Genomic DNA, 23,729 nt, shown 5'->3' with positions numbered 1-23,729 from the left:
AGATGAATGCGGAAACACGCGTGGCAGAACGTTCCGGATTGTTCGTGACTTTCGAAGGCGGCGAGGGGGCCGGCAAATCCACCCAGATTCGGCGGCTGGCCGACCAATTGCGGCGTCGTGGCCACGACGTGCTCATGACCCGGGAGCCAGGCGGTTCACCAGGGGCCGAGGCCGTGCGCCATGTCCTGCTTTCCGGTGCGGCAGAAGAATTCGGCGTGCGCATGGAGGCGATCCTGTTCGCGGCCGCCCGCAACGACCATGTCGAAGAAGTGATACGCCCGGCGCTCGAAAGCGGGGCTATTGTGCTTTGCGACCGCTTCATCGATTCTTCGCGCGTCTACCAGGGCGTGACCGGCAATCTGGAACCGGACTTCATCGAGGCGTTGCAGCGGGTGGCGATCGACGGTGTCGTCCCGGATTGTACGCTGATCCTCGATCTGCCGGCCGAAGTAGGCCTGAAACGCGCCCGCAAGCGCGGTGCGGAAAGCGCCCCGGACCGATTTGAACGCGAAGAGATCGAAACGCACGAGAAGCGCCGCGAAGCCTATCTGGAGATCGCCGAAGCGGAACCAGGTCGCTGCCATGTGGTGAATGCCGAACGTGCCGAGGATGAGATCGCAGACGAAATTTTCGCGATCATCGAGCCGCTGGTACGCGAGCTCGCCCTCAGGCAGACAAGCAATGCGGAATCGGTCGGATGAGCGAAGAGACCGCCGGCATCCTCGACGGCGCCGTGCCGCCGGCACGCAATCCGCATCTCTATGGCCATCGATCGGCCGAGGATTTCCTTGCGCGCAGCTACCGTTCGGGGAAGGGGCATCACGCAATTCTCATCGAGGGGCCGGAAGGAATCGGCAAGGCGACACTCGCCTTCCGTTTCGCCAATCATGTGCTCACCCATCCCGATCCTGAAGCGGCGCCGGACCATCTCTCCGATCCTGACCCCAACTCGCCGGTGAGCCGGCAGATCGCGTCGGGCGCTTCGCATAATCTGCTGCATCTGACGCGTCCGGTGGACGAGAAAACCGGGAAAGCGAAGACCGCGATCACCGTGGACGAAGTGCGCAGGGCAGGGCATTTCTTCTCGCAGACCTCCGGCACGGGCAATTGGCGGATCGTCATCATCGATCCGGCCGACGACCTCAACCGCAATGCCGCCAATGCCATCCTCAAGATCCTCGAAGAGCCGCCGCGGCGTGCGCTCTTCATCGTGCTCTCGCATGCGCCCGGAAAACTGCTGCCGACGATCCGCTCCCGCTGCCAGTCGCTGAAGCTGTCGCCGCTGAGCGATGAGGACCTGTCGAAGGCGCTCGCCGGGCTTGGCATGCCGCTCGAAGGCGGCCGGACCGAGGAAATCGTGCTGTCCATGGGCAAAGGCAGCGTTGCGCAGGCGCTGAAGCTTCTGAACTATGGTGGCACCGAGATCATCGCCGCCTTCAATGAGGTGATAGCAGCAGACGGCCCCACCGCCCGAAAAGCCATGCACCGCCTGGCGGACGTGCTGTCCGGCAAGGAAAGCGACGTGATCTTCGGCTTCTTCCTGGAGCATCTGAGCGACTATCTGGTCGCCCGCGCACGTGAAGCGGCGTTTGCCGGCGATCTTCCGGCCGCCGACCGGCAGGCCAGGCTCGTCAGCGATATCGCCGAAAAGATCACGGTGGCGCAGGCCTACAACCTCGACCGCAAGCAGACGATCCTCTCGATTCTCGAAGCCGCCCGACGTTGATCGCGGGCAGGGTGGGGAACATCGCAAAGGAACTTTGTGTTTCGCTCCTGCGAAACATGCGCTAAGAGCGCTGCATCATTTCCTTTAAGTGCCCGAGTGCCGACAATGCCGAACAAGACGCCCTATTACATCACCACCGCGATTTCCTATCCGAACGGCAAGCCGCATATCGGCCATGCCTATGAACTGATCGCGACGGATGCCATGGCGCGCTTCCAGCGCCTCGACGGCAAGGATGTCTTCTTCCTGACCGGCACGGACGAGCATGGCCAGAAGATGCAGCAGACGGCCCGCGCCGAAGGCATCTCACCGGAAGCACTCGCCGAACGAAACTCGAATGAATTCCGCGTGATGGGCCGGTTGCTTAATGCGTCCAACGATGACTTCATCCGCACTACCGAACCTCGCCATCACGAGGCTTCGAAGGACATCTGGAACCGGATGGCCGACAACGGCGACATCTACAAGGATACCTATGCCGGCTGGTATTCGGTGCGTGACGAGGCCTATTACGCCGAAAACGAGACCGAAGTGCGTGATGGCGTGCGTTACGGCCCCCAGGGTTCGCCGGTCGAATGGGTGGAGGAGTCGAGCTATTTCTTCCGGCTCTCTGCTTATGAGGACAAGCTCCTCAAGCACTATGAGGAAAACCCGGATTTCATCGGTCCCAACGAGCGCCGCAACGAAGTCATTTCCTTCGTGAAATCCGGCCTCAAGGACCTGTCGGTGTCTCGCACCACCTTCGATTGGGGTATCAAGGTACCGAACGACCCGGCGCATGTCATGTATGTCTGGGTCGATGCGCTGACCAATTACATCACCGCAACCGGCTATCTGGATAATCCGAACGGCCCGCGTGCGAAATACTGGCCGGCGGACGCGCATATCATCGGCAAGGACATCATCCGCTTCCATGCGGTCTATTGGCCGGCCTTCCTGATGTCGGCCAAACTGCCGCTGCCGAAGCGCGTCTTCGCGCACGGCTTCGTGCTGAATGCCGGCGAGAAGATGTCGAAATCGCTCGGCAACGTGGTCGATCCGTTCGAGCTTCTGGAAAAGTTCGGGCTCGACTATGTTCGCTATTATCTCTGCCGTGAGATTTCCTTCGGCCAGGATGGCAATTGCAACGAGCAGCTCATCGCGACCCGCGTCAACGCCGATCTCGCCAATGGCATCGGCAATCTCGCCAGCCGCTCGCTGTCGATGATCGTCAAGAATTGCGATGGCATCGTCCCCGAGCCCGGTGAATTCACCGACGCGGACAGGGAGCTGCTTGCCGCAGCCGACAGCCTTCTCGCAGCCTGCCGGGAGGAGATGGATAAACAGGCTATCCATCGTGCGCTCGCGGCGATCATCGGCGTCGTCTCGGAGACGGACCGTTATTTCGCTGCGCAGGCGCCCTGGGTGCTGAAGAAGACCGACCCGGCCCGCATGGGCACCGTGCTCTACGTGGCAGCGGAAGTCGTGCGCCAGGTCGCCATCCTCCTGCAGCCCTTCATGCCGGATTCATCCACCAAGCTGCTCGATCTGGTAGCCGCGCCGGCCGACGCCCGCGATTTCGCGGCACTCGGCGAGGCAGGGCGCCTGAAGCCGGGAACGCCACTTGAGGCGCCGAAACCGGTCTTTCCGCGTTACGTGGCGCCCGAAGCAAGCGCCTAATATAGCTCCAGGTTTTCCCATGCTGATCGATACCCATTGCCATCTGGATTTCGCCGATTTCGCGGAGGAACGCGACGCGATCGTCGCCCGCGCTCACGAAGCCGGCGTAAGGCAGATGGTGACCATCTCGACCCGTGTGCGAAGGCTCGACGACCTGCTGGCGATCACGGAGAAATATCCGTCAGTCTTCTGCTCGGTCGGCACCCATCCGAACAATGCCGGCGAAGAACTCGATATCCAGACGGAAGACCTGGTGCGGCTCGCGAAGGCGCATCAGAAGATCGTCGCAATCGGCGAGGCGGGGCTCGACTATTTCTACGACACGCAGACGCCGGCCGATCAGAAGACCGGCTTCGTCCGCCACATAGCCGCGGCGCGGGAGACGGGCCTGCCGCTCGTCATCCACAGCCGCAGCGCCGACGCAGACATGATCGAGATACTGACCGTCGAAAGCGGGAAGGGGACATTTCCCTTCATCCTGCACTGCTTCTCGTCCGGTGCCGAGCTCGCCCGTGTCGGCGTGGAACTTGGCGGCTATGTCTCCTTCTCCGGCATCCTGACATTCCCGAAGTCGGAAGAGTTGAGAACCATTGCGCGGACCGTGCCGATAGACCGGTTATTGGTCGAGACCGACGCGCCGTATCTGGCGCCGAAGCGGTGGCGGGGAAAACGAAACGAGCCGTCCTACGTGGTCAATACCGCCGAAGTGCTCGCCGAATGCAAGAACGTGAGCTACGAGGAGATTGCCCGCGTCACTACCGAGAATGCCTTCCGCATCTTCTCCAAGATGCCGAGGCTCTGAGCGGTGGCACGGTATCGGCAGCGCTTCACCATTCTCGGCTGCTCGTCGTCACCCGGCGTGCCGCGGCCGAATGGCGATTGGGGCGCCTGCGATCCGGATAATCCGAAAAACCATCGAACACGCGCCGCGTTTCTCGTCGAGCAGATCGCACCGGACGGCGCCAGCACCGTCGTGGTGATCGACACTGGCCCGGATTTCCGCCAGCAGATGATCGCCGCCAAGGTGGGCCGCGTCGATGCGGTACTCTATACCCATGCGCATGCGGACCACCTGCATGGCATAGACGACCTGCGGACCTATTTCATGCTGCAGCGCCACCGCATCCCGGTCTATGCCGATCCGTTCACCATGGAGCGGATCCGGCAAGGTTTCGGCTATTGCCTGGAGACGCCGCCGGGCGGCAATTACCCGCCGATCGCGCGGCCGTTCCTGATCGAGACCATGGACGAGCCGATCATCATCGATGGTCCCGGTGGGCCGATCCGATTCCTGCCGTACAGACAGGCCCACGGCGATATCCATTCGCTGGGCTTCCGGATCGGCGATGTGGCTTATTGCAGCGACGTCAGCGACTTTCCGCCGGAGAGCATTCCAAAGCTCACCGGTCTCGACGTGCTGATCATCGACGCACTGCAATACAGATATCATCCGAGCCATCTGTCGCTCGAACAGGCACTCGACTGGATCGCGCGAGTCCAGCCCAAACGCGCGATCCTGACGCATATGCACATTCCGCTCGACTACGACACCGTCATGGCGGAAACGCCGGACCATGTGGAACCGGCCTATGACGGACTGGCGCTCGAAGTCGAGATCGATTTCTGACCTGATAATGAACGGGAATGAGCGTTGACCCCAAGGTTTTCCAACCCCAAGATCATGGCCATTAGTTCCATAATCTATCTTATGTGATTTTCGTATGTAGCTCCGTGGGTTCAAGGATGAAGTGCGACAGCCTGTTCTTCCCCTTTCAGCTTTCGGCGAAGTCTCGCAATGTCTCGCCAGCCAACCGATAGCGGACCCATTCCTTCATCGGTTCGGCACCGATCGCCTCGTAGACGCGGATCGCCGGCTCGTTCCAATCGAGCACACTCCATTCGAAACGGCCGCAATCGTTTTCAAGCGCGATCGCCGCCAGCCGTTTCAGCATGGCCTTGCCAGCACCTAGCCCGCGCGCCTTTGGCGTCACATAGAGGTCTTCGAGATAAAGCCCGTTCCTCGCTTGCCACGTCGAGTAACTGAAGAACCAGATTGCCATGCCAACCGGTTCGCCGTCCTGTTCGCAGATCAGCGCGCGCGTTACCGAATCCCTGCCGAAGATCGACTCCCTAATCGTTTCAGCCGTTGCGGCGACCTCGTGTTCGGCCTTCTCATAGAGCGCCAACTCGCGGATGAAACCGAGAAGCGTCGCAGTATCCTCGCGGACAGCTTCGCGTATGATGAGCGCCATGGAAAACCCTTTGAAAATAACAGGCTGAGGCCATGTCCTGATGTAAATGACAATGTCAAGACAGAGGTTACGGCCGCAGTCACTCAGCCGCTGATTTGATCTCCGCCACGGCATCGATTTCGTAGGAATAGCCGTCCAGCATGCCATAGGCTTTTTCGATGTTCTCGATCTCGTTTTCCGCCCGGCCTATCGCCTCGCCGATCGTTTCGCAACGCGATCTCAGCATGCGACCCAGAACATCCGTTTCCGGTTTCCTGCCGATGCGGTCGATATGGTTGCGGATGCGGGCGCGGTGACGCTCCATCTCCAGGATATGAATCCGCGCGTTGACGATCTTGTCGGTGAGCTTGCGGCGCATGGCAGCGACCGGATCAAAACTCCCCGGCTCCCGCTCATCCAGGATTACCTCGTTGATCAGCGTCTCAAGGATGACGAGGCCCTGCAAATCCTTGGTGTCTGCAAGTTCCGGATCGAAGCCGGTATCGTCATAGACCTTGCGGCGCACGGGGTCGCAAAGAAGCTCGTAGGACGTCGTCAACCTGCTGAACAGGTCGACGTCGCCGCCGGCATCCGGATGGGCCGTTTTCGCACGCTTGCGGTAGGCAGACTTGATGGTCGCGCCATCCGCCTCGCGGGAAATACCGAGCATCTCATAGGGGTCGATCACAGTGTCACCTGTTTTCGGCAAATCAATTTCATCGTGGTAACGTCTAAGTCCCGCAGGCTCAACCCATTATCCATCCTTATGGCCAATTAGGGGCAGGTCATCCCCCTGCCCGATTTTCCCACAGCGTTGCTTATCCGGAACGCGTCATCTCGGGAGATGCCGATGGGTAGCGGCCGAGCGTGCCACCTGTTCATAAATCCCGGTCATGAATTCCAGGGTCTTCGTCGCCTCATCGAGTCTCCCCCCGAAATCGGGCAAAGACTGGACCGCCTTGATAAGAAGAGAGGCGCGGAGCTGCGCATAACGCTCGGTTACGTCGCGTCCCTTTTCCGTCACCGAATAGGTGACGCCGGAACGCCCGCTGCCCTTGCGCTCCACGAGCCCTGCCCCGATCAGCTTACGCAGACTGTACTGCATATTGGGAATATCTTCGCGGTTGGAAAGTCGTGCCAGGTCCTTGATCGTCTTTGGCCGATCGTTCATGCGAATGATGTGCAGCATGGCATTTTCCGGCCCGCTGGCGGCGAAATCGATGACGGAAGCCAGACATTCGGCCTGCCACCGACCGAAAGCCTCGAAGGCGCGCATCAGAGCATATTCGAGCTCCGCAACGTCCACCTCCAGCGGTGTCCTGGCGAGATGCCAGCTCCGATCCAGACCGTGCCGTACCCCACCCCCGTCCTGCCCTATCGAACTCATCGGCGTGTTTTCCTTCTCCAGTGCAGCAATCATGTTGACAAGCTTTAGGTTTAAAATAAACTTTCTATCGTAATATCTATCAAAAATCTGGGGAACAAACCATGACGGAGAATTCCATGTTCACCGCCGGGCAGTTTTTGCTCGGCACTTTCGCCTCCAATTGCTCCGGCGGCATGTCGGTTACCAAAGTTCCTGAGCGTTGGAAAAATTCCTGGGACAACAATCTGAAATTGGCTCAGCTTCTGGATGCGGCCGGCATCGACTTCATGCTGCCGATCGCCCGCTGGATCGGCTACGGTGGAGAGACCAATTTCCACGGCAATGTTCTCGAAACCGTTACCTGGGCGGCCGGCCTTCTGGCGAAAACCCAAAACATCAACGTCTTCGCCACGATCCACACCGTTGCCAACCATCCGGTCGTCCTTGCCAAGCAGATCGCCACCATTGACCAGATCAGTGGCGGCCGCATCGGCCTGAACATCGTCGCGGGCTGGAACCAACCCGAATACGAGGCGCTCGGGCTCGAACTGCCAACCGATCACGAAACGCGCTATGCCTATGCGGAAGAATGGTTCGATGTGGTCAAGACGCTCTGGCAGCGGACGGAAACCTTCGACTACGACGGAAAATTCTTCAATCTCAGCCGGGTGCTCGGAGATCCTCGCCCGGCACGCAAGGTGCCCATCCTGAACGCCGCCGGCTCCGGCCAGGGCCGTGCCTTCGCCGTCCGTAATGCCGACTTCCTGTTCACGCCGGCGATCGACCTCGAACGCTCTGCATCCGAGGTCGCGGAATTAAAAGCACAAGGCAAGGCCGCCGGTCGCGATCTCGGCGTTCTCACCTTCTCGCATGTCGTCTGCCGGCCGACGGAAAAGGAGGCGCGTGACTACCTCCAGCATTTTGGAAAGGACAATGCGGATTGGGAGGCCGTAGACAACCTGGTCCGGCTGCAGTTTGCCCATGCGCATTCCTTCCCGCACGATCTCCTCGCGCTCATACGCGACCGCATGGCAGCGGGTCATGGCGGCTTTCCGCTGGTCGGTACGCCGGAACAGGTGGCGGAAGGGATACTGTCGCTTCACAGGGCCGGCTTCAATGGCACAACGCTGTCCTTCGTCGACTATGCCGAGGAGTTTCCCTACTTCCGGGACACGGTATTGCCGATCCTGGAGGCTGAGGGAATCCGAAGGAGCGTGACGACGGCGGCGGCCGCAGCCTGAGAAGACTGTGGAAATGCTGGTCGCTCGCCCCAAGACCGCCCGGATCGAGCGGAAGAAGCCGGCGTGAAGCTGCATCTGGCTTAGCTGCCTCTGGGCCACGGGGATAGGCGCCGGCCCTCCGCCACCGGCGCCATGAGGAAACTGACCACCACGCAGGGCAGCAATACGAGGAAAGTCGCAGCGAGACTGACATGCTCGGCGATGAAGCCCAGCAGCGGCGGCACACCGATCGTCGAGAGCATCAGCGTCAGCGATAAAGCCGCAAGGTTTTCTGACGGCTGCCCTTTGCCGCGCTCGATCGTCGTGGAGACCGCCAGCGGGAAAGCGAGCGCGATGCCGCAGCCGATCAGAAACAAGGCGACGCCCGCGAGCGTGAGGCTCGACGTCATCACCAGGAGCGTGATTCCTATTGCGACCGAAACGGCCGATGCGCGCACCAGAACCATGGGCCTGAAGCTATCCCGGAGCATATCGCCGGACAACCGTGTCAGGCCCATGCCAATGGTAAACGCAGCATAGAGCATGCCGGCAATTGCCGGATCGGCGCCGAGTTCTTCGCGCAAGAAGAAGATGCCCCAATCATAGACTGCGCCTTCGACGATACAGAGCCCGAAGACCATAACACAGATGAGCAGGATCGTGCGGTCCGGCAGGACATAGGCAGAGCGCTTGCGTTCCGGCTGCGCGTCCGGAGCCACGTCCTTCGGCGTGACCCAGAACACCAGCAGGCAAGCCGCAACGACGAAGGCAGCGGCCATAACCTGTTGTGAAAAAGGCGCCACCGCCCTCTCCGCCAGGAAGCCGGAACACAAGGATCCGACGAGCAGTCCAACCGACCAGAAGCCATGGCTGCGCGCCAGGACCTTCGTGCCGGTTCTTTGCTCGATACCGGCGGAGATCATGTTGGCGGCGACGTCGAAGATTGTGCGAAAGAAGCCGAAGAGAAAGAAACAAAGGACGAAGCCGATGACCGGGGAAATCGTCAGCAGCGGGCTGAGCAAAGCGCAGATCGGCAATGTGACGAGCGCCGTCAGCCGCGGTGTAAAACGGTCTGTAATCCGCCCGGCGAGAGGCAAGGCCAGAAATGTACCGACCGGCGCGCTCAGCAGCGCGAAACCAAGGACTGCCTTATCGATTCCCATCGACGCCTGGATGGCCGGCAGGCGGGTAAAAAGCGAAATGAACAGGATAGCATTGCTGAAATAAAGCAATGCCGGCGGCAGAAAGGTTTTCATAAAAATGTTCCGGGCGAATCAGAGCTCCCGGCGCATTCGTGCCAGCGCGGATCACTTCAGACAAGCGGCGATAACGGAACCCTGCCCTGCGCCACTGAGGGGCGAAAATTCACGGAAAAGTATGAATATCAGGCGCAATCCACTGCACCTGTCATCATCCTGCAATCGTTCAGATTCGCCTGCCCGTTCCAGGGGCGATGCCTCAAAAATTTGCGGGGACCATCTTCTCCTTTCCCAGAAACGCGCTAGCCTCCTTGCAGCCATCTTGGAGAAAACCGATGCCCGTTCGATTACTTCCTGTCGTTCTGTGTCTCGCTCTCTTATCCTTCACCGCCGCCAAAGCCGAAGACCCCGTCGCGGAGGCTCAGGCGGTCATCTCTGGCCAGATCGCCGCGCTGATGCGCAATGACGCGGAAAGGGCCTACTCCTTCGCCTCTCCTGGCATCCGTAGCCTCTACCCCGACAAGAACCGGTTCCTGGACATGGTGCGCAAGGATTACGAACCCGTCTATCAGGCCAGCAACTATGCCTTCGGCCGCTCGAAACTCATCGGTGGCGGAGAAATGGTGCTGCAGGAAGTGATGATCGGCGCCCGGGAGGGTAAGGACTGGACCGCCATCTACCAAATGCGGCTGATGGATGACGGAAGTTACAAGGTCGATGGCGTGCGGATGATGCGCAATACAGCGAGCCAGGGCATCTGACCCTCACTGCGGATCGAGATCGCCCTTGGCCCACATTTCCTGCGTTTCGGCGTAGAAATCCGCAAAACGGCCTTCGGCGATCGCCTGACGGATGCCCTTCATCAGGTCCTGATAGTAGTGCAGGTTGTTCCAGGAGAGCAGCATGCCGCCCAACGCCTCGTCCGAACGGACGAGGTGGTGAAGATAGGCACGGGAGTAATCCCGCGCTGCCGGGCAGTTCGACTCCTCGTCGAGAGGCCGCAGATCCTCGGCATGGCGGGCATTGCGGATATTGACCTTGCCACGGCGGGTGAAGGCGAGGCCATGGCGGCCGGAACGGGTGGGCATGACGCAGTCGAACATGTCGATGCCACGCGCGACCGACTTCAGGATATCGTCCGGCGTGCCGACACCCATCAGGTAGCGCGGCTTTTCGTTCGGCAACACCGGGAGCGTGGTCTCCAGCATCTTCAGCATGACGTCCTGAGGTTCACCGACTGCGAGGCCGCCCACCGCATAGCCCTTGAGATCAAGCTGTTTCAGACCTTCGGCAGAACGGATGCGCAGATCTGCTATGTCGCCGCCCTGGACGATGCCGAACATGGCCTTGCCAGGCTGATCGCCGAACGCGACGCGGCAGCGCTCGGCCCAACGCTGCGACAATTCCATGGCTCGCTCGATCTCCTTGGGTTCTGCCGGCAGTGCCACGCATTCATCGAGCTGCATCTGGATATCCGAGCCCAGCAGGCCCTGGATTTCGATCGACCGTTCCGGCGACATGTGATGCAGGCTGCCATCCACATGGCTCTTGAAGGTCACGCCCTTCTCGTCGAGCTTCCGGAGCCCGGAAAGCGACATGACCTGGAAACCGCCGCTGTCGGTCAGGATCGGGTGCGGCCAGCGGATGAGATTGTGGAGCCCGCCGAGGCGGGCGACGCGCTCCGCCCCCGGCCTCAGCATCAGGTGATAGGTGTTGCCGAGGATGATGTCGGCGCCAGTGTCGCGCACCTGATCGAGATACATGGCCTTGACGGTGCCGACCGTCCCGACCGGCATGAAAGCCGGCGTGCGGATCATGCCGCGCGGCATGGTGATCTCGCCAAGACGCGCACCACCATCGGTGGCCCTGAGGTTGAATTGGAAGTTTTCACTCATTTGTCGGTCCGGAAAAGCAGGCACGCGTCGCCATAGGAGTAGAAGCGATAGCCCGTCGATATGGCATGGGAATAGGCAGAACGCATCGTCTCAAGCCCGCAAAATGCGGAGACCAGCATGAACAGCGTCGATTTCGGCAGATGGAAATTGGTCATCAGCATGTCGACTGCCTTGAAGCGATAGCCGGGCGTGATGAAGATGTCGGTCGCACCACTCCATGGTTTTATCATGCCATCTTCGGCAGTCGCGCTCTCGATCAGCCGGAGCGACGTCGTGCCGACGCAGACGATGCGACCGCCTCTTCTCTTCACGGCATTCAGGCTTGCCGCAACCCCGGCGCTCACATAGCCGATTTCCTGGTGCATCCTGTGATCGGTCGTATCCTCGGCCTTGACCGGCAGGAACGTCCCTGCCCCGACATGCAGCGTCACGAAATGCCGTTCGATACCGGCGGCATCGAGGGCTGCGAAAAGCCCGGGCGTGAAATGCAGGCCTGCTGTCGGCGCCGCGACGGCACCCTCCTCCCGGGCATAGATCGTCTGGTAGTCCTTGCGGTCCTGGGCGTCTTCCGGCCGCTTGGCGGCGATATAAGGCGGCAGTGGAATGTGTCCGACTACCGCGATCGCCTCGTCCAGTGCCGGGCCGGAAAGATCGAAGCGCAACGTCACCTCACCGCCCTCGCCCTTCTCCTCGACGGTTGCAGTGAGCGCCCCCAGCAGACAGGCATTGCCGCCGTGGCCAAATTCGATGCGATCGCCGATCTTGATGCGTTTGCCGGGTTTCGCAAAGGCCTTCCAGACATCAGGCGCGGTGCGCATGTGGAGGGTGGCGGAAACCTGCTGGCCGCCAGCCCCTTCCCGATGGCGGATGCCTTCGAGCTGGGCCGGAATGACCTTGGTATCGTTGAAGACCAGCGCATCGCCGGCTCTCAGAAAATTCGGCAGTTCCAAGACTCTGTGGTCGGCAAGCACAGGGTCGCTCTCGGGCCGGACGACAAGCAGCCGGGCGCTGTCGCGCGGGCTTGCGGGCCTCAGTGCGATGCTTTCCTCTGGCAGGTCAAAGTCGAAAAAGTCGACGCGCATAATTTTCCCGGAAAAGCGAAACCCGCCCCGACACGAGACGGAGCGGGTCGGTCATTCAAGTCAGATCAGACATCGGCGGCGACGCGCAACGACACGATCGAGTCCGGATCCTTGACCGGCTCGCCCTTCTTGATCTGGTCGATATTGTCCATGCCCTCGATGACCTGGCCCCACACGGTGTACTGCTTGTTGAGCCATGGTGCATCGGTGAAGCAGATGAAGAACTGGGAATTCGCCGAATTCGGGTTCTGGGAACGGGCCATCGAGCAGGTGCCGCGCACATGCGGCACAGCCGAGAACTCGGCCTTCAAGTCAGGCTTTTCGGAACCGCCCATGCCGGCGCGGGCCGGATTGAAGCTTTCGCTTCCCTGTTTGCCGAACTTCACGTCGCCGGTCTGGGCCATGAAATCGGCGATGACGCGGTGGAAAACGACGCCGTCATAGGCGTTTTCGCGCGCAAGCTCCTTGATACGGGCGACATGGCCGGGTGCCAGGTCCGGCATCAGCGAGATGACGACCTTGCCCTTGGTGGTTTCCATGATGAGGGTGTTTTCCGGATCCTTGATCTCGGCCATTTTCTTCTCCTTTTTTAGCGCCCGATATGTCGTCTGCGACGAGGCGCCCTCGGTTACTTCTTGCCGACGGTGACCTTGATCATCTTGTCGGGGTTGGTGACTTCTCCGTTGCGGCCCTCACCGCGCTTGATCTTGTCGACAAACTCCATGCCTGAGACGACCTTGCCGATGACCGTATATTGGCCGTTCAGGAAAGAGCCCTGATCAAACATGATGAAGAATTGCGAATTGGCGGAATTCGGGCTTTGCGCGCGCGCCATCCCAACTGTGCCGCGCTCGAACGGGACCTTGGAGAATTCGGCTGGAAGATCCGGCAGGTCGGAGCCGCCGGTGCCGGCGCGGCCGGGGTTGTAACCTGGGCCGCCTTCCTTGCCGAACTGGACGTCGCCGGTCTGGGCCATGAAGCCATCGATGACGCGGTGGAAGACGACATTGTCATAAGCGCCCTTGGCGGCAAGCGCCTCGACCTGCGCCACATGCTTCGGAGCGACCTCCGGCATCAACTGGATCACAACCGGACCATCCTTGAGCTGGATCGTCAGGACATCGTCCGGCGCGGCAAAAGCCGGCATGACCATGGAAGCGAGGGCGAAAGCGCCGGCAATGGTGAAACCAAGCAATTTCATACGGAACTCCGGGTTCGGAAACGATCAGCGTTTCAGCTTGTTATTCAGGGCTTTGAGGACTGCGGCAGGCACGAAGGCGCTGACATCGCCGCCCATGGAGGCGATCTGCCGGACCAATGTGGCCGTAATGGGCCGCGAGGCGGTGCCCGCTGGCAGGAAGACAGTCTGGATATCCGGCGCCATCTGCCTGTTCATGCCGGCCATCTGCATTTCGTAATCGAGATCGGTTCCATCCCTCAGCCCGCGGATCAGAAGTGCCGCACCGTTGGCGCGGGCTGCATCGACCACAAGATTATCGAAAGAAACCACGGAAACATTGGTTGCCTTGCCGGGCAGGACTTCAAAAAGCGATGCGCGGATGAGTTCGGCTCGCTCCTCGAAGGTGAACATCGGAACCTTGCCCGGATGAATGCCGATCGCGACGATCACCGTCTCGGCAACATTGAGTGCCTGGACGAGCACATCCAGATGACCATGGGTCATCGGATCAAAAGAACCGGGATAAAAAGCAGTCGTCATGCCGAGTGGCCTGTTCCAACGAATTCTCCGGCCTTTTGTCACGGAAGGCTGCTCGCCGCAAGACTCTCCCAATTCTGAACGGAAGATGAATGCCCCGTTCAAGGGTGTTTCAGCGGCATTGTGATCTTATGCGCATCGTGGCGGGCACTAAGCCCCGTCCGTATCGAGGGAGAAACGAAGGAAAGATGCTGGCGGTGATAGTGATGGGGGCCGTGATGATTGCTTTCCTGGTGGAAGCCATGGTCGTCGCTTTCGGACCAGACGAAGCGTGAAATGGTCGAATTCTGAACGCCAGATGAACGGGCCATTCAAGGACGCTTCAGAGCAATCCGGCTAAGTTTCTCTCAAAATGCGGTGGAACCTGTTTGCGCGACGCGCGTTCAGGCAAACAAGAAGGACAGACGGAGATGATCGCGAAAAGGAAAACGGTCATGCCTGACAAGATCACCATGATCAACCTGGTGTGGACGGCAATGATCGCTGTAATGCTGACGGCAACAGTAACCCTTTATCAAGATAAATCCGAATTGACCGATCTCAATTACCCGCAGGTAACGGGTCGCTATAGCGATCTCTCGTATTACTGACGCGGGTACACGAACCAGAAGGGATGACCATGTTCGTGACGTTGACTGTACTTGCAGGCTTGATCAGCATCATGTTCGTGGCATCCGTGGCATCCACGATTTCCGAACTTCGCCGTGAGCGCGAGGACATGAAGGATTTTCGTGATTTCGCGCGTCGTCACAGCGCGTTCTAAGCAATTTCACAGTAGTACGGACCGGATCACGCAGAACTCCCGTCGCGACCGGTTCAAACAAAAGCCGGAGGATCAGATCCTCCGGCTTTTAACTTTTGTTCGGCTCGTCCAGTTCTGGAGAGGCGCGGCCTATTCGGCCGTACCTTCATCCGTCGGTCCGCCTTCCGGAGCAGCACCGATATCACCAGTCTCGGCCGTGATCTCTTCAGGCAGATCATTGCCGTTTTCCTCGTCGCCTTCCGGCTCGCTGATACGCTCGACCGATACGACTTTCTCATCCTTGGCAGTGGAGAAGATCGTCACACCCTTGGTCGCACGGCTGGCGATGCGGATGCCGTTGACCGGCACACGGATCAGCACGCCGCCATCCGAAACAAGCATGATCTGGTCATTTTCCTCAACCGGGAAGGCGGCGACCAGTTCACCGATCTCGGCGGTCTTGGACGTATCGGTGGCGCGGATACCCTTGCCCCCGCGGCCAGATGTGCGGAAATCATAGGAGGACGAACGCTTGCCGAAGCCTTTTTCCGAAACCGTCAGCACGAATTCTTCACGTGCCTTCAGCTCTTCATAACGTTCATCGGACAGCAGCCCTCCCTCGGTGACTTCCTCGCCAACGAGAGCAATATCCTCCTCGTCGACGCCCGCCGCACGGCGTTCGGCCGCCGAGCGCTTGAGATAGGCTGCACGCTCCCAGGGCTCCGCATCGACATGGCCGACAATGGTCATCGAGATGATGCGATCCCCCTCGCCGAGCGTAATGCCACGCACGCCGATCGAATTGCGGCCGGCGAAGACGCGCACATCATCGACAGGGAAGCGGATGCATTGACCAAGCGCGGTCGTCAGCAGCACGTCGTCACCCGGTTCGTTGACGTCCGAGTTCGGACCCTTGCAGGTCTCGACGGAGAGGATCTCGTCGCCCTCCTCCTCGAGCTTCATGGCGATCTTGCCGTTGCGGTTCACCTGCACGAAGTCCGACAGCTTGTTGCGGCGGACGGTGCCGCGCGTGGTCGAGAACATGACGTCCAGGTTATCCCAGGTCGATTCGTCCTCGGGCAACGGCATGATCGTGGTGATGCGTTCGCCGGATTCCAGCGGAAGCATGTTGATCAGTGCCTTGCCGCGCGACTGCGGCGTACCGATCGGCAGGCGCCAGACCTTTTCCTTGTAGACGATGCCGCGCGAAGAGAAGAACAGCACCGGCGTGTGCGTGTTTGCAACGAACAGGCGGGTGACGAAATCCTCATCACGCGTCGCCATGCCGGAACGGCCCTTGCCGCCGCGGCGCTGGGCGCGATAGGTACCGAGCGGCACGCGCTTGATGTAACCGAGATGCGAAACGGTGACGACCATGTCTTCACGGGCGATGAGATCCTCATCGTCCATATCCGGACCGCCTTCGAGAATCTCGGTGCGCCGCGGCGTGCCAAATTCGTCACGAACTGCGGCGAGTTCGTCCTTGACGATCTGCTGGATGCGAAGACGTGACGACAGGATTTCGAGATAGTCGCTGATCTCGACACCGATCTTGTTCAACTCGTCGCCGATTTCATCGCGGCCAAGAGCCGTCAAGCGCGCAAGACGCAGTTCGAGAATTGCGCGAGCCTGCTCTTCCGACAGGTTATAGGTGCCGTCATCATTGATCTTATGGCGCGGATCATCGATCAGGCGGATCAGCGCCTCGACATCGTGAGCCGGCCAGCGGCGGGTCATCAACTGTTCGCGCGCCGTCTGCGGATCGGGCGCACGGCGGATCAGCAAAATGATCTCGTCGATATTGGCAACCGCAATCGCGAGCCCCACCAAGACGTGCGCACGCTCGCGCGCCTTTCGCAGCAGGTATTTCGTGCGCCGGCTCACCACCTCCTCGCGGAAGGACACGAAGGCCTTCAGCATGTCGATGAGCGCGAGTTGTTCAGGCTTGCCGCCGTTCAGCGCCACCATGTTGCAGCCGAAAGAGGTCTGCAGCGGCGTATAGCGATAAAGCTGATTGAGGATCACATCCGCATTGGCGTCGCGCTTCAGCTCGACGACCACGCGGTAACCCTGGCGGTCTGATTCATCGCGCAGGTCGGAAATGCCCTCGATGCGCTTTTCCCGCACGAGTTCGCCGATCTTCTCGACCATCGATGCCTTGTTCACCTGATAGGGAACCTCGGTGATGATGATCTGCTCGCGGTCGCCCCGCATCGGTTCGATCGTGGCGCGTCCGCGCATGATGACCGAGCCGCGGCCCGTCTCATAGGCCGACCTGATGCCGGAACGGCCGAGGATTAGGGCGCCGGTCGGAAAGTCCGGACCGGGAATGATCTCCATCAGCTCCGGCAGCTCGATCGCCGGATTGTCGATCATGGCAATGCAGCCATTGATGACTTCCGAGAGGTTGTGCGGCGGTATGTTGGTCGCCATGCCGACGGCGATGCCGCCGGCACCATTGACCAGAAGGTTCGGAAACTTCGCCGGCAGCACGACGGGTTCGGAGAGCGTGCCGTCGTAGTTGTCGCGGAAGTCGACCGTCTCCTTGTCGAGGTCGTCGAGGAGGGAATGGGCAGCCTTTTCAAGGCGACATTCGGTATAGCGTTCGGCCGCCGGCGGGTCGCCGTCGATCGAACCAAAATTGCCCTGGCCGTCGATCAGCGGCAGGCGGAGCGACCAGTCCTGCGCCATACGGGCGAGCGCATCATAGATCGCCAGGTTGCCGTGCGGATGGTATTTACCCATCACGTCCCCGGTAACACGGGCGCATTTGACGTATTTCTTGTTCCAGTCGATCCCCAGTTCCGACATGCCATAGAGGATGCGCCGGTGAACCGGTTTCAGTCCGTCTCGGACGTCCGGGAGAGCGCGGCTGACGATCACACTCATGGCGTAATCGAGATAGGACCGCTGCATCTCCTCCATGATGGAAATGGGTTCGATGCCTGGAGGCAGCTTTCCGCCGCCGGGTGTGCTTTGCTCAGTCAAATCGGATCACGATCTCTGTTCGGAATCAGTTGGTTGTTTATAGCGGAAAGCGGTTCCGAGCGCCAATTTCCACCGTGGTTTTGAACAGCTTTTGCGGTGTTTTCCGGGCATTGTACAAGACATAGCACCTCATTTTCGAAAACCCGTTGCAGGCTTCCCTAAACCGCGCGCCTGTCCTAACAATCTTCGCATGCGACTGCAAGGATGCAGCCTGACAGGAGAGGATATGGCCACCCCGGATATGCTGGTCAATGCACTGACCACGATGCTTGTGACACTCGATCCACCGGGGCTTGCGCCGGTCTTCCTGGGACTGACCGTCGGCATGACTGCGCTCCAAAGGCGGCATGTGGCGCTTCGGGGATCGCTGATTGCGTTCGGCATCCTGGCCGTCTTCGCTCTCTTCGGCTCGGGCGTGCTCGGCATCCTGGGGATTTCGATCGGCGCCTTTCGTATTGCCGGCGGCCTGCTTCTCTTCTGGATATCCTTTGAGATGGTCTTCGAAAGACGCCAGGAGCGGAAGGAAAAGACCTCTCAGGCGGCGATCACCATCGACCATATCCACAATATCGCGGTCTTTCCGCTCGCCCTGCCGCTGATCGCCGGACCGGGCGCCATTTCCGCGACCGTGCTGCTTGCCGGAACATTCCCCGGTCCATTTGACCGCGCCCTGCTGATCGGTGTCATCGGCTTGATCATGCTGCTGGTCTACGCCACACTGCTGATCGCAGAACGTCTCGATCGTTTTCTTGGCGTCACCGGCCGGGCGATCCTCACCCGCCTGCTGGGTGTCATCCTTGCCGCTCTGTCCGTCCAGTTTATCGTGGACGGCGTGCGTTCGGCTTTTAATCTATAGAGCCCGCGACAAAGCGCCGTTTTCTGCTAAAAGCGCTCGCCAACCGGAATGCCATCAATCGGAATCGAAAGTCCATCATGCAACGCACTTTACGCCGGCTTCTGCCCGAAGCCAGCCCCATCAGTACGAGGGAAAGACTGCGCGCCGCTCTCGGCGCTCTGACGGGAATTCTGGTCACGGGGATGGTCGGAGGCCTGGCCTTGCGGGCCGACGCATCGCTTCCGGCCCTGATTGCGCCGATGGGAGCCTCGGCCGTCCTGCTCTTTGCCGTGCCGTCCAGCCCGCTCGCCCAGCCCTGGTCGGTCCTCTGCGGCAATACTGTTGCAGCACTGGTCGGCGTGACCGCCGCCTTGCTCATCGATGATCTTTTCGTAGCATCGGCGGCTGCGATCGGGATCGCGATCGCTCTCATGATGACCTTCCGCTGCCTGCATCCGCCGAGCGGTGCGATCGCACTTACCGCCGTACTCGGCGGGCCGGCCATCCATGAACTTGGATACGGCTTTGTCCTCTGGCCGGTCGCAGGCAATTCGCTGGCCCTGCTCGTGCTTGCCCTGATCTTCAACAACCTGACGGGACGCCCCTACCCTCACGCGATCAAGCCGCCCACGACTGATCACGGCACCGCCGATCCCGCTCCCGTTCAGCGCATCGGCTTCACGTCAGAGGACCTCGACGAGGTGCTGAAGGAGTATGACGAATTTCTCGATATCGACCGCGACGATCTCGAAACCATCCTGCGGCGAACGGAATTGCGCTCCTATCGCCGCCGCGCCGTCCATCTCGATTGTGCCAACATCATGTCCCGCGACGTTGTCGCAGTGGCGCCCGACAATTCGCTGAAGGAAGCGCATGACCTGATGCGCGCCCATCATTTCAAGGCCCTGCCCGTTACCAATGACAAAGCCGAGGTCGTCGGCATCGTTACGCAGACCGATTTCCTGGACAAGGCGAACTGGACCAAAGGACGGCCCAAGATCGGCTTCGGCCAACGCCTGCGCCTGGTGCTTTCCGGCAAAAGCGCGCCCAGCGACACGATCAAGGACATCATGACTGCACCCGTCAGGACCGTCAGTCCCGACACGCCCGTTGCCGATGCCATCGTCATCTTTGCCGAGGAAGGACTGCACTACCTGCCGGTCACCCGGAGCAATAATAAACTCGTGGGGATATTATCACAGTCGGATGTCCTGGTGGCGATGCTCGCCGACGGAGCAACCCAAGACGCCGACATACGTCTAAGTGCCTGAAATGAACCCGGGCGCTCAGGCATCAATCCCTGCAGGTGTTGATGAAAGTCGAGGAAATCCTCGATTCTAGAACGGGATATCGTCGTCGAGATCGCGCGAGAAATTCCCGCCTGCCGGCTGCTGGCTGCCACCACGAGCCGGGCCGCCCGACGGCCGGCCATAATCATCGCCACCACCGAAGTCACCGCCGCCGTAGTCGTTCCCGACGCGATTGTTACCGCCGCCACCGTAACCAGCTCGATCGCCACCGCCCTCACCCCGACCATCGAGCATAGTCAGCGTCGAATTGAAACCCTGCAGCACCACTTCCGTCGTATAACGGTCGTTGCCGCTCTGATCCTGCCATTTGCGGGTCTGCAACTGGCCTTCGATATAAAGCTTGGCGCCCTTCTTCACATACTGCTCGACAACCTTGCAGAGGCCTTCGTTGAAGACGACGACATTGTGCCATTCGGTCTTTTCCCGGCGCTCGCCGGAATTACGGTCGCGCCAGGTCTCGGAGGTCGCAATGCGCAGGTTGGCGATCGGCCGGCCGTCCTGCGTGCGGCGAATTTCCGGATCGGCCCCGACATTCCCCACCAGAATGACCTTGTTCACGCTACCAGCCATAACTCTTCACCTCGTCTCTGCCGCATCCCGCGGACTTAAAACCAATCATGACACTTTAGCCCATCGGCCTCACTCATTGGGCGCCGATGATTTTTAATCCACAGGCAAATTTGTTCTTTATTTGTTCTATTTTATTCCTATAGTGCTGTCAACCGACTCGAAATGGCGCTGCATTGCAGCAAGTTTCCGTCTCGACAGCGACGGATCAATCACTACATAAGGACCTTCGATCCTCCCGAGAGCATGAAGATGAGTGAACTCAAAACCATTTCAATACGTGGTGCGCGCGAGCACAATTTGAAGGGCATCGATCTCGACCTGCCGCGCAATTCGCTGATCGTCATGACCGGGCTTTCCGGCTCGGGCAAGTCTTCGCTTGCCTTCGACACGATCTATGCCGAGGGTCAGCGGCGCTATGTCGAGAGCCTTTCGGCCTACGCACGCCAGTTCCTGGAAATGATGCAGAAGCCGGACGTCGACCAGATCGACGGGCTTTCGCCGGCGATCTCGATCGAACAGAAAACGACCTCGCGCAATCCCCGTTCGACGGTCGGCACGGTCACCGAGATCTACGACTATATGCGCCTGCTCTTCGCACGCGTCGGCGTGCCCTATTCGCCGGCGACGGGCCTGCCGATCGAGAGCCAGACCGTCAGCCAGATGGTCGACCGCATCCTCGCCTTCGAGGAAGGCACGCGTCTTTATATTCTGGCGCCGATGATCCGCGGCCGAAAGGGCGAGTACAAGAAAGAACTCGCCGATCTGATGAAGAAGGGCTTTCAGCGCGTCAAGGTCGACGGCCAGTTCTACGAGATTGCCGATGTTCCGGCGCTCGACAAGAAATACAAGCACGATATCGATGTGGTGGTGGACCGGCTTGTCGTGCGTTCCGATATCGGTGCGCGCCTCGCCGACAGCCTCGAAACCTCGCTGAAGCTTGCCGACGGCCTGGCGGTCGCCGAATTCGCCGACAAGCCGCTGCCGCCGGAGGAAACGGCGGCAGGCGGTTCGGCCAACAAATCGCTCAACGAGACACATGAGCGCGTGTTGTTTTCGGAAAAATTCGCCTGCCCCGTTTCCGGCTTCACCATTCCGGAAATCGAGCCACGCCTCTTCTCGTTCAACAATCCGTTCGGCGCCTGCCCAACCTGCGACGGGCTCGGCTCGCAGCAGAAAGTGGATGAGGCGTTGATCGTGCCGGAGCCCGCCCGGACCCTACGCGACGGCGCGATCTCGCCCTGGGCGAAATCCACCTCGCCCTATTACAACCAGACGCTCGAAGCTTTGGGCAAGGCGTTCGGGTTCAAGCTTTCGAGCCGCTGGAACGAGCTCTCGGAAGAGGCGCAAAGGGCGATCCTGCACGGGACCGAGGAGAAGATCGAATTCCATTATGCCGACGGCGCCCGCTCTTACAAGACTGTGAAGACTTTCGAAGGCATCGTGCCGAATCTCGAGCGCCGCTGGAAGGAAACCGATTCCGCATGGGCGCGTGAGGATATTGAGCGCTACATGTCCGCCGCTCCCTGCCCCGCCTGCAACGGCTATCGCCTGAAGCCGGAAGCACTCGCCGTCAAGATCCACAAGCTGCATATCGGCGAAGTCACCGAAATGTCGATCAGGGTGGCGCGCGACTGGTTCGAGGCGCTGCCGGAACACCTGAACGCCAAGCAGAACGAGATCGCGGTGAGAATTCTCAAGGAAATTCGCGAGCGCCTGCGCTTCCTGAACGATGTCGGCCTCGATTACCTGAGCTTGTCGCGCAATTCCGGCACATTGTCCGGCGGCGAAAGCCAGCGCATCCGCCTTGCCTCGCAGATCGGTTCGGGCCTGACCGGCGTGCTCTACGTGCTCGACGAGCCGTCGATCGGCCTGCACCAGCGCGACAACGCGCGCCTTCTCGACACGCTGAAGCACCTCAGGGATATCGGCAACACGGTGATCGTCGTCGAGCATGACGAGGATGCCATCCTGACGGCGGATTATGTGGTCGACATCGGCCCGGCCGCCGGCATCCACGGCGGTACGGTGGTGGCTCAAGGGGCGCCGGCCGAGATCATGGCCAATCCAAAATCGCTGACCGGCAAATATCTTTCCGGCGAGCTCGGCGTGCCCGTGCCGCCCGAGCGCAGAAAGCCAAAAAAGAGCAAGGAAATCAAGGTTTTTGGCGCACGCGGCAACAATCTCAGGAATGTTACAGCCGCCATTCCGCTTGGCGTCTTTACGGCGGTGACCGGCGTTTCGGGCGGCGGCAAGTCCACGTTTCTGATCGAGACACTCTACAAGGCGGCCGCACGCCGCATCATGGGCGCCCGCGAGATTCCCGCCGAGCACGACCGGATCGACGGTTTCGAATTCATCGACAAGGTGATCGATATCGACCAGTCGCCGATCGGACGGACGCCGCGCTCCAACCCGGCGACCTATACCGGCGCCTTCACGCCGATCCGCGACTGGTTTGCGGGCCTGCCGGAAGCAAAAGCGCGCGGCTATCAACCGGGCCGTTTTTCGTTCAACGTCAAGGGTGGGCGGTGCGAGGCCTGCCAGGGCGACGGGGTGATCAAGATCGAAATGCACTTCCTGCCGGACGTCTATGTCACCTGCGACGTCTGCCACGGCAAGCGCTACAACCGCGAAACGCTCGACGTCACCTTCAAGGGAAAGTCGATCGCCGACGTGCTCGACATGACGGTCGAAGAAGGCGTCGAGTTCTTCTCCGCGGTGCCGGCGGTGCGCGACAAGCTGCAGTCGCTCTTCGATGTGGGCCTCGGCTATATCAAGGTTGGTCAGCAGGCCAATACGCTTTCGGGTGGCGAGGCGCAGCGCGTCAAGCTAGCCAAGGAACTGTCGAAGCGCTCGACCGGTCGCACGCTCTATATCCTCGACGAGCCGACGACCGGCCTGCATTTCCACGACGTCGCCAAGCTCTTGGAAATGCTGCACGAACTGGTGAACCAGGGCAATTCCGTGGTGGTGATCGAGCACAATCTCGAAGTCATCAAGACGGCGGACTGGATTATCGATATCGGTCCGGAAGGCGGCACGGGCGGCGGCGAGATCGTCGCGGCAGGTACGCCGGAACAGATCGTCAGGGAAAAGCGGTCCTATACCGGGCAATTCCTGAAGGAACTGCTGGATCGGCGACCGGCAAAAAAGGTGGAAGCGGCGGAGTAAACATCCGCATTGGGAGGA

At 60.2% G+C, this 23,729-nt stretch carries 24 protein-coding genes; 12 read left to right on the top strand and 12 right to left on the bottom strand.

All coding sequences use genetic code 11. The features are described from left to right. Window positions 1–2 precede the first annotated feature (2 nt). From tmk to ABK249_RS11835, 5 genes are all read left to right on the top strand, one after another. On the top strand, window positions 3–701 hold the full coding sequence (gene tmk / locus ABK249_RS11855) for a dTMP kinase (protein ID WP_415926436.1): 699 nt from the start codon (window positions 3–5) through the stop codon (window positions 699–701). Next, a complete protein-coding gene (locus tag ABK249_RS11850; RefSeq protein ID WP_037146930.1) occupies window positions 698–1,726 on the top strand; it encodes a DNA polymerase III subunit delta' in 1,029 nt (342 codons plus the stop codon). Before tmk ends, ABK249_RS11850 begins: the two co-directional genes overlap by 4 nt. A gap of 105 nt (window positions 1,727–1,831) precedes the next feature. After that, window positions 1,832–3,385 carry a methionine--tRNA ligase gene (metG, locus tag ABK249_RS11845; RefSeq protein WP_037146925.1) on the top strand — a complete coding sequence of 518 codons (1,554 nt, stop codon included), beginning with the start codon at window positions 1,832–1,834 and terminating at the stop codon, window positions 3,383–3,385. 19 nt (window positions 3,386–3,404) lie between these two features. Next, entirely contained in the window at window positions 3,405–4,187 is a 783-nt protein-coding gene (locus tag ABK249_RS11840) for a TatD family hydrolase (protein WP_037146922.1), read from the top strand. 3 nt (window positions 4,188–4,190) lie between these two features. After that, the gene (locus tag ABK249_RS11835; RefSeq protein WP_348862934.1) at window positions 4,191–5,012 is read left to right on the top strand and encodes an MBL fold metallo-hydrolase; all 822 of its coding nucleotides are present in this window, start codon (window positions 4,191–4,193) and stop codon (window positions 5,010–5,012) included. Window positions 5,013–5,157: 145 nt separating this feature from the next. Here ABK249_RS11835 and ABK249_RS11830 read toward each other — a convergent pair whose 3' ends face one another. From ABK249_RS11830 to ABK249_RS11820, 3 genes are all read right to left on the bottom strand, one after another. Beyond that, a complete protein-coding gene (locus tag ABK249_RS11830; protein WP_348862933.1) occupies window positions 5,158–5,637 on the bottom strand; it encodes a GNAT family N-acetyltransferase in 480 nt (159 codons plus the stop codon). 79 nt (window positions 5,638–5,716) lie between these two features. Then, window positions 5,717–6,304 carry a J domain-containing protein gene (locus ABK249_RS11825; protein ID WP_037146913.1) on the bottom strand — a complete coding sequence of 196 codons (588 nt, stop codon included), beginning with the start codon at window positions 6,302–6,304 and terminating at the stop codon, window positions 5,717–5,719. A 144-nt stretch (window positions 6,305–6,448) separates the two neighbouring features. Then, window positions 6,449–7,003, bottom strand: coding sequence for a winged helix DNA-binding protein (locus ABK249_RS11820; protein WP_227702883.1), 555 nt, complete (start codon window positions 7,001–7,003; stop codon window positions 6,449–6,451). Between the two features lie 101 nt (window positions 7,004–7,104). Here ABK249_RS11820 and ABK249_RS11815 point away from each other — a divergent pair, with 101 nt between their 5' ends. After that, complete coding sequence (locus tag ABK249_RS11815) at window positions 7,105–8,223, top strand: LLM class flavin-dependent oxidoreductase (protein WP_348862931.1); 1,119 nt, start codon at window positions 7,105–7,107, stop codon at window positions 8,221–8,223. An 80-nt stretch (window positions 8,224–8,303) separates the two neighbouring features. Here the strand turns inward: ABK249_RS11815 and ABK249_RS11810 are convergent, their stop codons facing one another. Then, window positions 8,304–9,458 (bottom strand): MFS transporter, encoded by a 1,155-nt coding sequence (locus ABK249_RS11810; RefSeq protein ID WP_348862929.1) that lies wholly within the window; start codon window positions 9,456–9,458, stop codon window positions 8,304–8,306. 278 nt (window positions 9,459–9,736) lie between these two features. Between ABK249_RS11810 and ABK249_RS11805 the strand changes: the two genes are divergently transcribed. Next, window positions 9,737–10,162 (top strand): DUF4864 domain-containing protein, encoded by a 426-nt coding sequence (locus tag ABK249_RS11805; RefSeq protein WP_037146905.1) that lies wholly within the window; start codon window positions 9,737–9,739, stop codon window positions 10,160–10,162. Window positions 10,163–10,165: 3 nt separating this feature from the next. Here the strand turns inward: ABK249_RS11805 and tgt are convergent, their stop codons facing one another. The 6 genes from tgt to ABK249_RS11775 all read right to left on the bottom strand — a co-directional run bounded on the left by tgt (window position 10,166) and on the right by ABK249_RS11775 (window position 14,406). Further along, window positions 10,166–11,296, bottom strand: a complete 1,131-nt coding sequence (tgt, locus tag ABK249_RS11800) for a tRNA guanosine(34) transglycosylase Tgt (RefSeq protein WP_348862927.1) — start codon at window positions 11,294–11,296, stop codon at window positions 10,166–10,168. Beyond that, window positions 11,293–12,378, bottom strand: a complete 1,086-nt coding sequence (queA, locus tag ABK249_RS11795) for a tRNA preQ1(34) S-adenosylmethionine ribosyltransferase-isomerase QueA (protein WP_037146899.1) — start codon at window positions 12,376–12,378, stop codon at window positions 11,293–11,295. The genes tgt and queA overlap by 4 nt, the downstream gene beginning before the upstream one ends. A gap of 65 nt (window positions 12,379–12,443) precedes the next feature. After that, window positions 12,444–12,953, bottom strand: a complete 510-nt coding sequence (locus tag ABK249_RS11790; protein WP_037146897.1) for a peptidylprolyl isomerase — start codon at window positions 12,951–12,953, stop codon at window positions 12,444–12,446. A gap of 53 nt (window positions 12,954–13,006) precedes the next feature. Beyond that, on the bottom strand, window positions 13,007–13,579 hold the full coding sequence (locus ABK249_RS11785) for a peptidylprolyl isomerase (RefSeq protein ID WP_037146894.1): 573 nt from the start codon (window positions 13,577–13,579) through the stop codon (window positions 13,007–13,009). Between the two features lie 24 nt (window positions 13,580–13,603). Then, entirely contained in the window at window positions 13,604–14,098 is a 495-nt protein-coding gene (coaD, locus tag ABK249_RS11780; RefSeq protein WP_037146892.1) for a pantetheine-phosphate adenylyltransferase, read from the bottom strand. 98 nt (window positions 14,099–14,196) lie between these two features. Continuing rightward, on the bottom strand, window positions 14,197–14,406 hold the full coding sequence (locus ABK249_RS11775; RefSeq protein ID WP_227702877.1) for a hypothetical protein: 210 nt from the start codon (window positions 14,404–14,406) through the stop codon (window positions 14,197–14,199). Between the two features lie 123 nt (window positions 14,407–14,529). On the opposite strand from ABK249_RS11775, the gene ABK249_RS11770 reads away from it, so the two are divergent. Continuing rightward, window positions 14,530–14,685: a hypothetical protein gene (locus tag ABK249_RS11770; protein ID WP_200883929.1), complete on the top strand. Its 156-nt coding sequence runs from the start codon at window positions 14,530–14,532 to the stop codon at window positions 14,683–14,685. A gap of 29 nt (window positions 14,686–14,714) precedes the next feature. Next, entirely contained in the window at window positions 14,715–14,858 is a 144-nt protein-coding gene (locus tag ABK249_RS11765) for a hypothetical protein (protein WP_200883928.1), read from the top strand. A gap of 129 nt (window positions 14,859–14,987) precedes the next feature. Here the strand turns inward: ABK249_RS11765 and gyrA are convergent, their stop codons facing one another. Then, window positions 14,988–17,825, bottom strand: a complete 2,838-nt coding sequence (gene gyrA / locus ABK249_RS11760; RefSeq protein WP_348862925.1) for a DNA gyrase subunit A — start codon at window positions 17,823–17,825, stop codon at window positions 14,988–14,990. 226 nt (window positions 17,826–18,051) lie between these two features. On the opposite strand from gyrA, the gene ABK249_RS11755 reads away from it, so the two are divergent. Beyond that, on the top strand, window positions 18,052–18,681 hold the full coding sequence (locus ABK249_RS11755) for a MarC family protein (RefSeq protein WP_210055508.1): 630 nt from the start codon (window positions 18,052–18,054) through the stop codon (window positions 18,679–18,681). 77 nt (window positions 18,682–18,758) lie between these two features. Next, window positions 18,759–19,931, top strand: a complete 1,173-nt coding sequence (locus ABK249_RS11750) for an HPP family protein (RefSeq protein ID WP_348862923.1) — start codon at window positions 18,759–18,761, stop codon at window positions 19,929–19,931. A 66-nt stretch (window positions 19,932–19,997) separates the two neighbouring features. Here the strand turns inward: ABK249_RS11750 and ABK249_RS11745 are convergent, their stop codons facing one another. Continuing rightward, window positions 19,998–20,540, bottom strand: coding sequence for a single-stranded DNA-binding protein (locus ABK249_RS11745; RefSeq protein ID WP_348862921.1), 543 nt, complete (start codon window positions 20,538–20,540; stop codon window positions 19,998–20,000). A gap of 249 nt (window positions 20,541–20,789) precedes the next feature. Between ABK249_RS11745 and uvrA the strand changes: the two genes are divergently transcribed. After that, a complete protein-coding gene (uvrA, locus tag ABK249_RS11740) occupies window positions 20,790–23,711 on the top strand; it encodes an excinuclease ABC subunit UvrA (RefSeq protein WP_037148434.1) in 2,922 nt (973 codons plus the stop codon). Window positions 23,712–23,729 lie beyond the last annotated feature (18 nt).

It is taken from the genome of Neorhizobium phenanthreniclasticum, from assembly GCF_040066075.1.
Taxonomy (GTDB): Bacteria; Pseudomonadota; Alphaproteobacteria; order Rhizobiales; family Rhizobiaceae; genus Neorhizobium; species Neorhizobium petrolearium.
This window is presented reverse-complemented; position numbering and strand designations above follow the sequence as displayed.

Bases quoted from the DNA above. Each gene is read 5' to 3' on its own strand.
- ABK249_RS11785 (WP_037146894.1), bottom strand. From the start codon at position 13,579: ATGAAATTGCTTGGTTTCACCATTGCCGGCGCTTTCGCCCTCGCTTCC.
- ABK249_RS11820 (WP_227702883.1), bottom strand. From the start codon at position 7,003: ATGAGTTCGATAGGGCAGGACGGGGGTGGGGTACGGCACGGTCTGGAT.
- ABK249_RS11815 (WP_348862931.1), top strand. From the start codon at position 7,105: ATGACGGAGAATTCCATGTTCACCGCCGGGCAGTTTTTGCTCGGCACT.
- ABK249_RS11840 (WP_037146922.1), top strand. From the start codon at position 3,405: ATGCTGATCGATACCCATTGCCATCTGGATTTCGCCGATTTCGCGGAG.
- ABK249_RS11850 (WP_037146930.1), top strand. From the start codon at position 698: ATGAGCGAAGAGACCGCCGGCATCCTCGACGGCGCCGTGCCGCCGGCA.
- ABK249_RS11770 (WP_200883929.1), top strand. From the start codon at position 14,530: ATGCCTGACAAGATCACCATGATCAACCTGGTGTGGACGGCAATGATC.
- tgt (WP_348862927.1), bottom strand. From the start codon at position 11,296: ATGAGTGAAAACTTCCAATTCAACCTCAGGGCCACCGATGGTGGTGCG.
- ABK249_RS11810 (WP_348862929.1), bottom strand. From the start codon at position 9,458: ATGAAAACCTTTCTGCCGCCGGCATTGCTTTATTTCAGCAATGCTATC.
- ABK249_RS11805 (WP_037146905.1), top strand. From the start codon at position 9,737: ATGCCCGTTCGATTACTTCCTGTCGTTCTGTGTCTCGCTCTCTTATCC.
- ABK249_RS11775 (WP_227702877.1), bottom strand. From the start codon at position 14,406: ATGGCCCGTTCATCTGGCGTTCAGAATTCGACCATTTCACGCTTCGTC.
- ABK249_RS11790 (WP_037146897.1), bottom strand. From the start codon at position 12,953: ATGGCCGAGATCAAGGATCCGGAAAACACCCTCATCATGGAAACCACC.
- ABK249_RS11755 (WP_210055508.1), top strand. From the start codon at position 18,052: ATGGCCACCCCGGATATGCTGGTCAATGCACTGACCACGATGCTTGTG.
- metG (WP_037146925.1), top strand. From the start codon at position 1,832: ATGCCGAACAAGACGCCCTATTACATCACCACCGCGATTTCCTATCCG.
- queA (WP_037146899.1), bottom strand. From the start codon at position 12,378: ATGCGCGTCGACTTTTTCGACTTTGACCTGCCAGAGGAAAGCATCGCA.
- ABK249_RS11765 (WP_200883928.1), top strand. From the start codon at position 14,715: ATGTTCGTGACGTTGACTGTACTTGCAGGCTTGATCAGCATCATGTTC.
- coaD (WP_037146892.1), bottom strand. From the start codon at position 14,098: ATGACGACTGCTTTTTATCCCGGTTCTTTTGATCCGATGACCCATGGT.
- ABK249_RS11750 (WP_348862923.1), top strand. From the start codon at position 18,759: ATGCAACGCACTTTACGCCGGCTTCTGCCCGAAGCCAGCCCCATCAGT.
- tmk (WP_415926436.1), top strand. From the start codon at position 3: ATGAATGCGGAAACACGCGTGGCAGAACGTTCCGGATTGTTCGTGACT.
- ABK249_RS11830 (WP_348862933.1), bottom strand. From the start codon at position 5,637: ATGGCGCTCATCATACGCGAAGCTGTCCGCGAGGATACTGCGACGCTT.
- ABK249_RS11745 (WP_348862921.1), bottom strand. From the start codon at position 20,540: ATGGCTGGTAGCGTGAACAAGGTCATTCTGGTGGGGAATGTCGGGGCC.
- uvrA (WP_037148434.1), top strand. From the start codon at position 20,790: ATGAGTGAACTCAAAACCATTTCAATACGTGGTGCGCGCGAGCACAAT.